12 protein-coding genes are annotated in these 13,287 nt (G+C 76.4%); 5 read left to right on the forward strand and 7 right to left on the reverse strand.

Translation table 11 applies throughout. The features are described 5' to 3' along the window. Positions 1-16: 16 nt before the first annotated feature. The 3 genes from ACERUJ_RS13950 to ACERUJ_RS13960 all read right to left on the reverse strand — a co-directional run bounded on the left by ACERUJ_RS13950 (position 17) and on the right by ACERUJ_RS13960 (position 2,073). Positions 17-193, reverse strand: coding sequence for a Trm112 family protein (locus ACERUJ_RS13950; RefSeq protein WP_370249254.1), 177 nt, complete (start codon positions 191-193; stop codon positions 17-19). 1 nt (position 194) lies between these two features. Continuing rightward, entirely contained in the window at positions 195-1,571 is a 1,377-nt protein-coding gene (locus tag ACERUJ_RS13955; RefSeq protein ID WP_370249256.1) for a phosphomannomutase/phosphoglucomutase, read from the reverse strand. Between the two features lie 61 nt (positions 1,572-1,632). Further along, positions 1,633-2,073, reverse strand: coding sequence for a DUF3499 domain-containing protein (locus ACERUJ_RS13960; protein WP_370249258.1), 441 nt, complete (start codon positions 2,071-2,073; stop codon positions 1,633-1,635). Between the two features lie 49 nt (positions 2,074-2,122). Between ACERUJ_RS13960 and ACERUJ_RS13965 the strand changes: the two genes are divergently transcribed. Both ACERUJ_RS13965 and ACERUJ_RS13970 read left to right on the forward strand, forming a co-directional pair. Then, positions 2,123-2,590, forward strand: a complete 468-nt coding sequence (locus ACERUJ_RS13965) for a metallopeptidase family protein (protein WP_370249259.1) — start codon at positions 2,123-2,125, stop codon at positions 2,588-2,590. Continuing rightward, on the forward strand, positions 2,587-3,642 hold the full coding sequence (locus ACERUJ_RS13970) for a DUF563 domain-containing protein (protein ID WP_370249260.1): 1,056 nt from the start codon (positions 2,587-2,589) through the stop codon (positions 3,640-3,642). The genes ACERUJ_RS13965 and ACERUJ_RS13970 overlap by 4 nt, the downstream gene beginning before the upstream one ends. 58 nt (positions 3,643-3,700) lie before the next feature. On the opposite strand, the gene ACERUJ_RS13975 is transcribed toward ACERUJ_RS13970, so the two are convergent. The 3 genes from ACERUJ_RS13975 to ACERUJ_RS13985 form a co-directional block, all read right to left on the reverse strand. Next, complete coding sequence (locus ACERUJ_RS13975; RefSeq protein ID WP_370249262.1) at positions 3,701-5,140, reverse strand: DUF5719 family protein; 1,440 nt, start codon at positions 5,138-5,140, stop codon at positions 3,701-3,703. Further along, positions 5,137-8,247, reverse strand: coding sequence for a glycosyltransferase (locus ACERUJ_RS13980; RefSeq protein WP_370249265.1), 3,111 nt, complete (start codon positions 8,245-8,247; stop codon positions 5,137-5,139). The genes ACERUJ_RS13975 and ACERUJ_RS13980 overlap by 4 nt, the downstream gene beginning before the upstream one ends. A 145-nt stretch (positions 8,248-8,392) precedes the next feature. Further along, complete coding sequence (locus ACERUJ_RS13985) at positions 8,393-8,647, reverse strand: WhiB family transcriptional regulator (RefSeq protein WP_370249266.1); 255 nt, start codon at positions 8,645-8,647, stop codon at positions 8,393-8,395. Positions 8,648-8,813: 166 nt separating this feature from the next. Between ACERUJ_RS13985 and cofD the strand changes: the two genes are divergently transcribed. The 3 genes from cofD to ACERUJ_RS14000 are packed head-to-tail and all read left to right on the forward strand — an operon-like array spanning position 8,814 to position 11,706. Continuing rightward, positions 8,814-9,836: a 2-phospho-L-lactate transferase gene (cofD, locus tag ACERUJ_RS13990; RefSeq protein WP_370249267.1), complete on the forward strand. Its 1,023-nt coding sequence runs from the start codon at positions 8,814-8,816 to the stop codon at positions 9,834-9,836. Continuing rightward, entirely contained in the window at positions 9,833-10,861 is a 1,029-nt protein-coding gene (cofE, locus tag ACERUJ_RS13995) for a coenzyme F420-0:L-glutamate ligase (protein ID WP_370249268.1), read from the forward strand. Before cofD ends, cofE begins: the two co-directional genes overlap by 4 nt. Positions 10,862-10,914: 53 nt before the next feature. Continuing rightward, complete coding sequence (locus ACERUJ_RS14000; RefSeq protein WP_370249270.1) at positions 10,915-11,706, forward strand: DUF3105 domain-containing protein; 792 nt, start codon at positions 10,915-10,917, stop codon at positions 11,704-11,706. 93 nt (positions 11,707-11,799) lie between these two features. Here the strand turns inward: ACERUJ_RS14000 and ACERUJ_RS14005 are convergent, their stop codons facing one another. Further along, on the reverse strand, positions 11,800-12,885 hold the full coding sequence (locus ACERUJ_RS14005; protein ID WP_370249272.1) for a mannose-1-phosphate guanylyltransferase: 1,086 nt from the start codon (positions 12,883-12,885) through the stop codon (positions 11,800-11,802). Positions 12,886-13,287 lie beyond the last annotated feature (402 nt).

Genomic DNA, 13,287 nt, shown 5'->3' on the forward strand with positions numbered 1-13,287 from the left:
GCCGGTCCTCGCCGCGTCAGCGGGTGCTGCGGGCCTGGTCGACCAGCAGGACAGGGATCTGGTCGCGGATCGGGTAGGCCAGACCGCAGTCGGCGCAGACCAGCTCCTCGGCTCCCTCGGCGGCGACGACGGACAGGGCCCCGTGACAGTCGGGGCACACGATGATCTCGAGCAGGGCGGGGTCGACGGCCATGTCAGCCATCCTTGCGGATCAGGGCCAGCGCCTCGTCACGGGCCGCCGCCATGGCGGTCTCGTCGCGGCCCTCGACGTTGAGGCGCAGCAGCGGCTCGGTGTTGGAGGCGCGGACGTTGAACTGCCAGTCGGCGTGGCTGACGGTGAGCCCGTCGAGGTGGTCCAGCGTGACGCCGTCGCGGCTGCCGAAGGTGGCCTCGAGAACGGCCAGCACCGCGGCCTGGTCGGCCACCGTGGAGTTGATCTCGCCCGAGAGCGGATAGCGCTCGTACTGCGCCAGCAGCGCCGAGAGCGGCACGTCGGTGCCGGCGAGTGCGGCGAGGGCGTGCAGCGCGGCGAGCATGCCGGAGTCGGCGCGCCAGAAGTCGCGGAAGTAGAAGTGGCCGCTGTGCTCGCCGCCGAAGACGGCGTCGGTCTCGGCCATCGTCGCCTTGATGTAGGAGTGGCCGACGCGGGTGCGCACCGGGGTGCCGCCCTTCTCGCGCACGATCTCGGGCACGGCCCGGCTGGTGATCAGGTTGTGGATGATCGTGGAGCCGGGGTGGCGGGCGAGCTCGCGGTCGGCGATGAGCGCGGTGAGGGTCGAGGGCGAGACCGCCCGGCCCCGCTCGTCGACCAGGAAGCAGCGGTCGGCGTCGCCGTCGAAGGCCAGACCGATGTCGGCGCCCTCGGCGAGCACCGCGGCCTTGAGGTCGGCGAGGTTCTCCTCCTCGATCGGGTTGGCCTCGTGGTTCGGGAACGTGCCGTCGAGCTCGAAGTACAGCGGCACGAGGTCGACGGCGTCGCCGAGCCGGCCGAACACGGCCGGGGCGGTGTAGCCGGCCATGCCGTTGCCGGCGTCGACCACGACCTTGAGACGACGGCCCGACACCGGCGCCAGCTGCAGCAGGTGGGCGGCGTAGGCCTCGAGGACGTCGAACTCCTCGATCGAGCCGATCCGGGCGGTGGGGCGCGGCTCCCCCGCCGACGCCACGGCGTCGCGGATGTCGAGCAGGCCGGTGTCGGCACCGACCGGCTGGGCGTGGGGGCGGCACAGCTTGATGCCGTTGTACTGGGCGGGGTTGTGGCTGGCGGTGAACATCGCGCCCGCCTTCCCGAGGTGGCCGCTGGCGAAGTAGAGCTGGTCGGTGGAGGCCAGCCCGATCAGGGTGACGTCGGCGCCGGCCTGGCTCGCGCCGTCGGCGAAGGCCCCGGCCATCCCCGGGGAGCTGGGCCGCATGTCGTAGCCGACGACGACCTCCGACACGCCGAGCACCTCCACGAACGCGCGGCCCACGGCCCGCGCGAGCTCGTCGTCGAGCTGGTCGGGCACGGTGCCGCGCACGTCGTAGGCCTTGAAGACGGCGGCGAGGTTCGCGGGGCTCAGCGTGTCAGCCATGGGGGAACCCTAGTGCGTCGCGACGCCGGTGCGCAGGGGGCCCGTCGGGCCGTGACGACCCTCACGAGCGGGGGTCGTCGACCTCCGGGGCGCCCGGGACGTCGGGGCTCAGGACCCGCAGGTGGCCTCTCCGCAGGGTCTCGTGCCCGGACTCACGGTGGGGCTCGGGCCCCGATCCGGCGCGGGACTCGGGCAGCGCCTCGGGCCGCCGGGCCCGCGGGTTGAGCGCCGGACGCCCGGCCTCGCGCACGGCGTCGGCCAGCGCCAGCAGGTCGTCCTCGCTGGGACCCGGGTCCTCGACGTGGCTCACCAGCCGCACGACCTCCCAGCCGCGGGGGGCGGAGAGCCGCTCGCTGTGCTCGGCGCACAGGTCGTAGGCGTGGGGCTCGGCGTAGATCGAGAGCGGTCCGAGCACGGCGGTCTGGTCGGCGTAGACGTAGGTGAGCGTCTGGACGGCCTGCCGGCCGCAGGCGGTGCGCGAACAGCGCCGAGCGAGACTCACGCGCCGACCGTACCGTGCTCGGGCCGCTGCGCTCGCTAGGCTCGCGCACGTGCCGCCCACCGACCCGATGACCGGCCCGACGACCGGCCCGACCGCCGTGCGGCGTCGGGACCGTCGCGGGCGCGGCATGCGGGGCCCGGGCGTGATGCCGACCGTGCCGGGACGGCCCTTCGGCCCCAGCGCGCGCGACCGCTTCGACGCCATCGTGCTCGCCGTGGTCGGCGACCTCGAGGAGCGGTGGGGCTCCCGGCTCGGGCTGGTGGAGTACGCCGTCGAGGACACCCCGCAGCTGCCGGCCGACTGGGAGCCGGGGCACGTGCCGCTGTCCTCGCTGGTGCGCGGCCAGGGCGGCCGCCCGACCCGGCTCGTCGTGTTCCGCCGACCCCTGGAGCACCGGGCTCGCACCCGCCTGGAGCTGGAGGCGATGGTGCTCACCGTGGTCGTGGAGCAGGTGGCCGACCTGCTCGGGGTCGAGCCGCACGTCGTGGACCCGCGCTGGGACGACGAGGACCGATGAGCCGCTCCGCCCTCGGGGCTCCCCTCACCTGGGGGCTGCCCGGCTTCCCGCACGAGCCGCGCGAGCCCGCCGTGCTGCGGGAGGTGCCCGGGGCGCTGCTCACCCGCGTCCAGCGCGGACCGCTGCGCACGATCCAGGTGCCGACCCGCTGGCACCGCGGCGCGGTGTACGACGCCGACCTGCGGTTGGTGCCGGAGTCGCAGAAGATCGGCGGGCTCGGCGGCAACCAGGCCGTGCAGGCCGACCCGCTGCAGGTGCGCCGGGCGCAGGCCCGCGGCGTCGAGACGCTGTCGGGCACCTGGCTCTACGGCGGTCACTGGATCGGCCACTTCGGCCACTTCGCCACCGAGACCGTGCCCACGCTGTGGCCCGAGCGGTCCGCGCTCGGGCCGGTGCGCGGCGTGCTGTTCCACCACTACATGAGCGCCGGTGCCTGCCCCGAGGAGTCCTGGGCGCCGTGGCAGCGCACCCTGCTCGACCTCACCGGCTGGGGCGATCTGCCCGTGCGGGTGGTCGCGCCGGAGTCGCTGGGCGTGGAGCGGCTGCTGGTGCCCTCACGTCCGATCGTGGTCAACGGCTGGGCCCACCCGGAGGCCGCCCGGGTGTGGGCGCGCATGACGGCGGCGGCCGGCGGTGCGACCTCCCTCGTGGCCGACGGACCACGGGTCTACCTCTCGCGCACCGCCTTCAACGACGCCGAGCGGACAGCAGGCCGCGAGGCCCGCACGACCGCGGACCGCGACCGTGCGCTGGACGCCGGCTTCGCCGCGCTCGGCTTCACCGTGGTGGCGCCCGAGACGCTGCCGCTGCTCGACCAGGTGCGGCTCGTGGCCGGTGCCTCGGTGATCGCCGGGTGCGCGGGCACCGCCCTGCACCTCTCCGCCTTCGCCCCGCCGGGGGTGCGGGTGCTGGAGCTCGGCGACGCCCGCTCGCCCGGTGAGCAGGTGCCGATGCAGCGGGTCATCGACCAGGTGTGCGGGCACCCGAGCGCGTTCGTGCCCCACGCGACCGACCCCGCGGACCTGCCCGCGTTGCTCGCCGACCTCGGCTGACGGCGCCCGGATCCGATCAGGTCCGATCCGCCCCGAGCCGTCCCGACTCACCGACGGGTCAGGGCAGGCCGCCGACCACGTCGGGCACGACGCCGGTGAGGATCGGCTGCAGCGGACGCAGCACGGTGGCGCCGTCGTCCTCGGCGAGCACCGCGGCCCGCACCTCGCTGCCCTGCGGGGCGACGGCGAGCAGCCGGGCCGCCTCGGGCAGGACCACGCGCTCGGCGCGGCCGGGTGCGACGTCGACGCGGATCGGCTCCAGCGGCTGCCCGGCCTCGTCCCAGGTGCGCACGACGACGGCGCCCTCGCGCGGCGCCCCGGCCAGGACGAGGGTGCGCCGGCCCGGCGGGAGCGGGGTGAGGGCGGTGCGTTCGAGCGGCACCGCCACCCCGGCGTGGGCGAGGTCGCCGGCGACGAACATGAGCAGGTCGGCGGTGATCGGGGCGCCGGCGCGCAGCTCCAGGCCGAGCAGCCGCTCGCCGCGACCGCCGGCGTCGCGCGCGGCCTGCTGCAGCAGCGGGGCGATCTGGACGCGCACCACGCTGCCGGGGGCCACGTCGACCGGCTCGATGCCGGCCGGGACGAAGGTGGAGCTGGCGGTGACCAGCCGCACCTCGACGGTGGTCTGGGCGTCGCCGGGGTTGCCGATCACCAGGGAGCGCTGGCCGGTGCCGTCCGGCAGGCCGAGCAGGGTCAGGGTGCGCGCCGGCGCGGGCTGCACCGGGACGGCGTCGATGCCGGCGGCGCCGCGCCCGATCTCGGTGTAGGAGTCGCTGACGCTGGCGCTGATCCGTCCCCGCGAGGTCACCACGTGCAGGGCGAGGTCGTCGCGACGCGGCAGGAGGGTGGCCAGGTCGAGGGCCCGCGAGGCCCCGCCGGGCACGGCGATGCCCCGCAGCCCGGTCGCCTCGACCACCCCGGTGCGACCGAACACCGTGACGTCGACGACCGCCCGACCCTCGTCGGGGTTGGTGAGCTGCAGGGTGGAGCGGTGCTTGGCGCCGGCGCCGACGCCGGTGAACCACACGTCCACCTCGGGCGGGCGGCACTCGGCGGCGGCCAGGGGCCGCTCGACGCGAGCCGCCACGAGGCCGGGGGCGGCGGCGTCGCGGCCGATCACGACCACCGGCCCCGAGCCGGTGCGCGTGGTGCTGACGACGCCGGGGCGCACCTCCACCGGGGTGGCGTCGTCCTCGCCCGTGCGGGCGTCGGCCACGGCCACGGTGCCCGGCACGGTGGCGGTGCTGGTGACGCGCACGGCGCCGTCGCCGGGCGGGCACACCAGGGTGCCGAGGGCGAGCGGGGTGGTGCGCGGCGCGCGGGCCGGCAGCGGGTCCGCGGAGGAGCGCACGCCGAGGGCCGCCCCCACCACGAGGACGGGCAGCACCAGCACGGCCGCGAACCCGCGCAGGTCGACGCGGGTGCCGCGGACCGTGCGCGCGCCCTGGGAGGCCCGGTCGGCCCGGCGGGTCGGGGGTGCGGGATCGGGGATGCTCATGACGTCGGCTCCTCCTCGGGGACGCGTCGTGCGGCGCGGACCGACGGAGCGGCGAGCACCAGCACCACGACCAGCCCGAGCAGCTGCAGGACCACCAGCCCGGTGCGCAGCGGACCGGCCGCTCCCCCGGGGTCGGCGACGGCGTCGGGCACGGGGCGGGTGACCTGCCAGGCGCGTCCGCCCTCGGGGGCACTGGCCTGGGCGAGACCGGCGCTGGCGTCGAGGGTCGCCGCCACCCGCCCGTCGGCGGGCGCCGGGAGCACGAGGAACTCCACCCCCAGCGCCGCGACGGCGTCGACCGCCTGCGGCGAGGGCCGCGACAGCAGGGTGGTGACGGCGTCGACGGCACGGGCGGGGGTGCCGGCGAGCGCGACGATCTCGTCCTGGCCGAGGGTGGGACCGGTGCCCCGCCGCACGGCGATGTCGAGGCCGGTGTCGAGGTCGCCGCGCACGACGAGCACGCCGTACTGGTCGCCCCGGGCCGCGCTCTGGAGCATGTAGGCCGGCACGACGGTGACCGGGTCGTCGTCGAGGAGCGGGTCGTCGGTGAGGAACCAGGCGGCCCCGCCGAGCGGCACGACCGCCACGAGCACCCCCAGCGCGGCGCCGAGCAGCCGGGCCGAGGCCGGCCGCGACGGAGCACCGCCGGCGGGCTCGGCCGACAGCGACGGGTCGGGGGGCAGGATCGGGGCGGGTCGTGTGACGGCGGCGACACCGAGGACCGCGGCGGTGAGCAGGGCGCCGGTGATGGTGAGGACCGCGATCCCGAGGCCCCCGCCGGTACGCAGCGCCCCGAGGGTGACCTCCAGCCGTCCGACCACCAGGGCCACCACGACGGCGAGTCCGGCGACCGACCAGCACGCGAGCACCGGAACCCGGGTGGCGCGCGGCAGCAGGGCGGCGACGGCCGCGAGGAGCAGCACGACCGCGAGCACCCGCGGTGCGGCGTCGGCGCCGAGGCGGCCCAGCACGACGTCGAGACCCTCGACCGTGGGGCCGGGCGGGCGGCCGCCCTCGAGGAGGAGGCCGGCCGGGTGGCCGGTGAGCAGCAGCGGCAGCCACCAGGGCAGGAGCAGACCCGCGGCGATCCCCAGCGCGCCCCACCACGGCGCACTGAGCTGACGCAGGGTGCGCGGTGAACGGCGCCGGCCGGCCCCGTCGGCCCCGTCGGCCCCGTGGGCCCCGTCGGCGAGCGCGCGGGCGGCCAGGAGCGTGACCGCTCCGATCACCACCAGCGCCAGCCACCAGGCGAGGGGGGCGAAGGAGGTCACGAGGGCGAGCAGGAGCCCGACCCGCCACATCGCCCGACGCCGCCGCTCGGCGTCGGGCTCGGCGAATCCGAGGGCGGCGTGCGCCAGCCAGGGCAGCACGGCGGCACCGACCACGAGGCCGAGCCGGCCCTCGCCCCAGGCGCCGGAGGTGGCGGGGGCCAGGGCGTAGGCCGCGGCCGCCGCCAGGAGCAGCCCGCGCGGGACCCCGCCGGGGCTGGCGAGTCGCCCCGCGACCCGCAGGAAGCGCCAGGCGCCGCCGAGGGCGACGACGCCGGAGAGCCACAGCAGGGCGCTGACCGTCGCACCGGGCCCGAGGACGGAGCCGAGCAGCGCCAGCGGCAGGACCGACGGCGGGGCCGGGACGTCGGTGCCCCATCCCAGCGGGTGCCAGGCACTGGTGTGGAGGTGCCACCAGTCGCCGACCGAGGCCGGTGCCGGGCTCAGCGCGCCCCCGACGACGCCGCCCAGGGCGGTGCGACCGGCGACGAGCAGGACCAGCACCACGGCGGCGAGCCCCAGCGCCACCGGGCTGGTGAGCAGCCGTGCGGCCAGACCGGTGTCGGCGGCGACCAGCGCGGCCTCGTCGTCGGTCTCGGCCGCCCGGGCGGCGGCGCGCTCGGCCCGCAGCCGGGCGGCGGCCAGCGAGGAGGGATCGGCCTCGGCGGCCGCGATCCGGCGCCGTTCGGCGACGTCGGTGGCCTGCTGGGTGACGGCGGTGACCACCGCACCCACGGCGTCCAGGCCGTGGCGGTAGGGCATCCACGCCGGCGCGAGCAGGGGGCGGGCGCGGGCGGGGTCGAGGCCGGCGGCGGCCCGTTCGCGACGTCCGGCGCGGACCTGCGCCGGACGCAGCACCACCGCGACCAGCGCGGCGACCTCGTCGAGCGCCTCGCCCGGGGCGCGCAGCAGGACCAGGCCGAGCGCGCGCAGTGCGGTGCCGAGGACCAGGCGCAGCACCAGCCACGGCACCCGCCGGGGCGTGGCGTTGGCCAGCAGCGTGTAGAGCGCGGCCCGGCGCTCGCCGAAGCGCGCGTGCGTGCCGGTGAGCGCGGTGCGGCGCAGGCCGCGGTGGGCCGCCTCGGCGTGGAAGACCACGGCCTCGGGCACCACCAGCGTCGTGAGGCCCGCGGAGGCGGCGCGCCAGCCGAGGTCGAGGTCGGAGCCGAACAGCGGCAGTCGGGGGTCCAGGCCGAGCTCGGTGAGCACCTCCGGACGCACCAGCAGCCCCGCGGTGCTGACGGCGAGCACCCGGCGCACCGCGTCGTGCTGTCCCTGGTCGAACTCCCCCGGCTCCAGGCCGGTCTCACGCCGGCCGGTGCCCGACATCGTGACGCCGACCTCGAGCAGTCGACGCAGCGAGGGCCACTCGCGCAGCTTGGGGCCGAGCAGGTCGGCCTCGGGATGGTCGGCCGCCGCCGCGAGCAGCCGGGCGAGCGCGTCGGGTGCGGGACGCGCGTCGTCGTGCAGCAGCCAGATCCAGGTGGGCGGCTCCTCCAGGGTGGACAGGCACCGCGCCACGCCCTGGGCGACGGCCTCGGGATAGGTGGTGGTGGCCTCGGCGACGACGACGTCGACCGGGCCGACCTCGGCGGCCTGCAGGAGGTCGCGGCTGGCGTCGCGGCTGCCGGTGTCGACCGCCACCACCCGCACGATCTCCCCCAGCGGGTCCCGCCGGCCGGGGGCGCTCGGGGCCCCGTCGGGGGCCGCGGCGTCCTCGGGCACCGGCGGCGCGGAGAGGTCCTGCTCGGCCAGCCCCGCCAGGACGCCGGGCAGCCACCGCTCCCCGTCGTGGCTGACCAGCAGGACCGCGACACGGGCGTGGGGGGCGAGCGACACGAGCCGGAACACTACCCGCGCGAGCGTGGCCGCCCCGCACCGGCGACGAGGCCCCGGGACGGCGAGCGAGCCCGGGAGACCCCCGAAAAACACAGAGGACCCCGGCATCGTCGCCGGGGTCGCCTCTGGTGTGCTCGGGGTCGCTTCAGACCGCGCGCTTCTTCAGCTTGCGGCGCTCGCGCTCCGACAGCCCGCCCCAGATCCCGAAGCGTTCGTCGTTGAGCAGTGCCGCCTCCAGGCAGGGCTCGCGCACCTCGCAGGTGAGGCAGACCTTCTTCGCCTCGCGCGTGGAGCCACCCTTCTCCGGGAAGAACGCCTCGGGGTCGGTCTGCGCGCACAGCGCACGCTCCTGCCAACCCGCATCGTCCGTCTCCGGAGCCAGGAGAAAGAGATCTCTCATGGTGTCCGCCTCTCGACCCTGGTGCCGTCCGTGGGGATGGGGGTCGAGGCGACCCCCCGAACGACACTGGAAGAATTACATGCGTGTGATGCACGGAAGTCAAGCGCGGTTCTGGTAAAGCGGGACCGGTCCGGACCGATCCCCACCGATCCGGCAGAGTAGGCCCATGAGCAGTGCGATCGGGTCTATCGTCGTCCTTTCCGGTGGCATGGGCGGGGCCCGCTTCCTGCAGGGTCTCCAGCACGGCCTGCGTGCCGGCACCCTGCCCGGCGTGGCGCCCGACGCCGCCGTCACCGTGATCGGCAACACCGCCGACGACTGCTGGATGCACGGGCTCAAGATCTGCCCCGACCTCGACACCGTGATGTACACCCTCGGCGACGGCATCGACCCCGAGCGCGGCTGGGGCCGGCGCGAGGAGAGCTTCCACGTCAAGGAGGAGCTGGCCGCCTACGGGGTGGAGCCGACCTGGTTCGGCCTCGGCGACCGCGACCTGGCCACCCACCTCGTGCGCACCCAGATGCTCGACGCCGGCTACCCGCTCTCGGAGGTCACCCGCGCGCTGTGCCGGCGCTGGCAGCCCGGGGTGGAGCTGCTGCCCATGTCCGACGACCGCGTCGAGACCCACCTGGTGCTCGCCGACGACGACGCGCCCAGCGGCAAGCGGGTCGTGCACTTCCAGGAGTACTGGGTGCGGCTGCGGGCCTCGGTGCCCGCGCTCGACGTCGTCGTGGTCGGCCTGGAGAACGCCCGCCCGGCCCCGGGCGTGGTGGAGGCGATCGCGGCCGCCGACCTCGTGATCCTGCCGCCCTCCAACCCCGTGGTCTCGGTCGGCACGGTGCTGGGCGTGCCCGGCCTGCGCGACGCGCTGCGCGCCACCGCGGCGCCGGTGGTGGGCCTGTCCCCCATCGTCGGCGGCACCCACGTGCGCGGGATGGCGCACCAGCTGCTCGAGACCGTGGGGGTGGAGGTGAGCGCCGGCGGGGTGGCGCGCCACTACGGCGCCCGCGCGGACGGCGGGGTGCTCGACGGCTGGCTGGTCGACGAGCGCGACGCCGCCGAGGTGGCCGGGGTGACGGCGGCGGGCATCGCCGCGGCCGCCGTGCCGCTGATGATGACCGACCACGACGCCACCGCCGCGATGGCCGCGGCCGCGATCCGGCTCGTGCGTCCCGACGCGGGGGCGTGAGCGTGTCGGACCCGGCCCCGCAGGTCCCCGGGGAGGCCCGCGGGCGCACCGCGGCCGCGCCCGTCCTGGCCCTGGCTCCCGAGGGGGTCGGGGAGGTCGCGGCGGGCACCGACCTCGCCGACCTGCTGCTCGCCGCGCTGGCCGGGCTGGGCGAGCCGGGGCGGCTGCGGGAGGGCGACGTCGTCGTGGTCACCAGCAAGGTCGTGAGCAAGGCCGAGGGCCGCGTCGTGCCCGGCACCCGCGAGGAGCACCTCGCGACCGAGAGCCGTCGACTGGTGGCGCGTCGCGGCCCGACCAGCATCGTGCGCACCCGCCACGGCCTCACGATGGCCGCGGCCGGCATCGACGCCTCCAACGTCGCGCTGGGGTCGTGCGTGCTGCTGCCCCTGGACCCCGACGCCTCGGCCCGGGCGCTGCGGGGGGCGCTGCGGACGCGCACCGGCCTGCGGCGGCTCGGCGTCGTCGTCACCGACACCGCCGGACGCGCGTGGCGCGAGGGCCAGACCGACATCGCGATCGGCGCCGCGGGCCTGCGCGTCCTGGAGGACTTCGCCGGGCGCGTCGACGCCCACGGCAACGAGCTGGCCGTGACCGCCCCCGCCGTGGCCGACGAGATCGCGGGCCTGGCCGAGCTCGCCTCCGGGAAGCTCGGTGGACGGCCCTTCGTGCTGGTGCGCGGCCGCGCCGACCTGCTCACCGACGACGACGGCCCCGGCGCCACCGCGCTCGTGCGCGCCGAGGGCGGCGACCTGTTCGGCTACGGCGCCCGCCAGGCGGTGATCGCGGCCGTGGCCCGCCGGCCCGAGGACCGCACGCCCTTCGGTGCCCCCGTGCCGGCCGAGGAGCTGGTCGCGGCCCTCGACCTCGCGCTCGGGGCCGGCACGGCCCGCACGCGCGAGGGCGCGGTGCTGTGCCGCCCCGGACGGCCCGACGCGGTCGCCGCGGTGGCCTTCGCCCACGGCTGGGAGCTGCAGGTCCCGGGCGGGGCGCCGGGCGATCTCCGGTTGCACCCGCTGGGTCCGTAGACTCGGCGCGGATCACCACCCACGACCACGCACGAGAGGCGAGAATCCCAGCCGTGGCCAAGCCGACGAAGTCCCAACGCAACGAGCGCCAGCAGCGCATCGAGGCGACCCTGAAGAAGCAGCGCTCCGGCGAGAAGCGTCGCGGCAACCTCGTGATCGGCCTGGCGGTGCTCATCGCGCTCGGCCTGATCGCCATCCCGGTGGCGCCGCGCATCCTCGGCAAGGTCGAGCTCGACAAGTACGCCGACACCCCGCTCACCGAGATCGGCGCGCCCGCCTCGGCGTGCCGCGCCCCGGAGGAGAAGCCGGGCAGCGGGGTGGCGAACCACGTCGACGAGGGCGTGCCGGTCACCTACGACATCGCCCCGCCGGCCTACGGCCCGCACTGGAACGTCTTCAACGTCGCCCCGGCGCCGTTCGTCGACAAGTTCTACGAGGCCGCCGACCGGCCGCCGCTGGAGGCGCTCGTGCACAACCTCGAGCACGGCTACACGATCCTGTGGTACGACGAGACGATCGCCGACGACGTCACGGCGCTCGCCCAGGTCAAGGCCATCGCCTCGAAGTTCGACCTCGACAACGCGACCAACGCCGATTACCGCAACAAGTTCATCGCGGCCCCCTGGACCGACGACGACGAGAACGGCGCGGACTTCCCCGACGGCACCCACATCGCCTTCACCCACTGGTCGAAGTCCGACGACCCGAAGATCACGACCGAGGACGGCCAGGTGGCCGACTCGATCGGGATCTGGCAGTACTGCACCGACGTGTCGGGCGCCGCGCTCGCGCAGTTCATGCAGGACTACCCCTACACCGACGCGCCCGAGGCCAGCGTCATCTGACCCCGGTCACGCACCGACCGAGCACGGGGCGCCGATCCACGACGGATCGGCGCCCCGTGCGCGTCCGGGCCCGGAACGGAGGGTCAGGTGGGGTCAGGTCAGGTCGGTGCGACCGGCGTCCTTGAGCGCCGTGACGACCCGCTTCAGCTCCTGCGCACGGGCGCGGGTGGTCACGAGCAGGGCGTCGGGGGTGTCGACCACCACGACGTCGTCGAGGCCGAGCACGGCGATCATCCGGCCACTGCCGGGCACCACCAGGCCGCTGGCGTCCAGGGCCTGCACGAGCGCGTCGTCGCCGAGCACGCGCACGGGCCCCGCGCCGGGTACCAGGCCCGCGAGGGAGTCGACGTCGCCCACGTCGTCCCATCCGAACGCCGCGGGCACGACCGCGACCCGGCCGGCCGCAGCGGCGGGCTCCGCGACGGCGTGGTCGATGGCGATCGAGGGCAGGGTCGGCCACAGCTCGGCCAGCCGGTCCGGTGCGGCCGCGATGCGGCGCAGGGTCGCCGCGAACTCGGGGTGCTCGGCGGCGAGCAGGTCCAGCAGCACCCCGGGACGCACCACGAACATGCCGCCGTTCCAGCGGTGGCGGCCGGTGGCGAGGTAGGCCTCGGCCACCTCGGCCGCGGGCTTCTCCACGAACTGGGCCACCTCCGCGGCGCCGTCGTGCCCGGCCAACGGGGCGCCGACCTCGATGTACCCGAACGCCGTGGAGGGGAAGGTCGGGGCGATGCCGAGGGTCACCAGCCGGTCCTCGCGGGCCACGGCCACGGCGGTGCGCAGCGCCCGCGCGAACTCCGCCTCGCCGGTGATGACGTGGTCGGCGGCGAAGGACCCCATCACGGCGTCGGGATCGCGGCGCTCCAGCAGCGCGGCCGCCAGCCCGATGGCGGCCATCGAGTCGCGCGCCGCCGGCTCGGCGACGACGGCGTCGGCCGGCAGGTGCGGAAGCTGCGCGGCGACCGCGCGGGCGTGGGCGGCACCGGTCACGACGACGAACCGATCGGCGACGAGCGGGGCCAACCGGTCGTGGGTGGCCTGGAGCAGCGAGCGACCCGCGCCGGTGAGGTCGTGGAGGAACTTGGGGTGGTCGGCCCGCGACAACGGCCACAGCCGCGTCCCGGCCCCACCGGCGGGGACGACGGCCCAGAAGTGCGGGATCTGCTCCGAGGTGGTCACGGGCGGTCAGACTACTGAGCGCGGACCCCGGGGTTCCCGCAGAACGCCGCAAGAACGGCGACAGGGTGGGGCGCCCGCTTCCCGCGCGACGCCGACGGCATCCCACCACGTCTCGTGACGGCGTCGGGGCGCCTCCTCGACGAACGCGCCACCCACGGTCCTCGTGGAGCGAGCGCCAGCGGGCGGAGACGCCCACCCCCGCCTCACGGCGTCTCGTGACGGCGCCAGGGCGCCCCCTCGACGAACGACCCTCCCCACGGGCCTCGAGTAGCGAGCGTCACGAGACGCCCGCACCCGCACGGACCACCCGGTCCCGACACCACCGTGCGCGCGGCTGCTCGACGAACGCGGGTGGTCGCGTCGGGGGGACGGCGGCGGGGCGGCAGAATCGGGGGGTGACTC

Source organism: Nocardioides sp., assembly GCF_964228225.1.
Lineage (GTDB): Bacteria > Actinomycetota > Actinomycetes > Propionibacteriales > Nocardioidaceae > Nocardioides.

Bases quoted from the DNA above. Each gene is read 5' to 3' on its own strand.
- ACERUJ_RS13950 (WP_370249254.1), bottom strand. From the start codon at position 193: ATGGCCGTCGACCCCGCCCTGCTCGAGATCATCGTGTGCCCCGACTGT.
- ACERUJ_RS13975 (WP_370249262.1), bottom strand. From the start codon at position 5,140: ATGAGCATCCCCGATCCCGCACCCCCGACCCGCCGGGCCGACCGGGCC.
- cofD (WP_370249267.1), top strand. From the start codon at position 8,814: ATGAGCAGTGCGATCGGGTCTATCGTCGTCCTTTCCGGTGGCATGGGC.
- ACERUJ_RS13955 (WP_370249256.1), bottom strand. From the start codon at position 1,571: ATGGCTGACACGCTGAGCCCCGCGAACCTCGCCGCCGTCTTCAAGGCC.
- ACERUJ_RS13970 (WP_370249260.1), top strand. From the start codon at position 2,587: ATGAGCCGCTCCGCCCTCGGGGCTCCCCTCACCTGGGGGCTGCCCGGC.
- ACERUJ_RS13985 (WP_370249266.1), bottom strand. From the start codon at position 8,647: ATGAGAGATCTCTTTCTCCTGGCTCCGGAGACGGACGATGCGGGTTGG.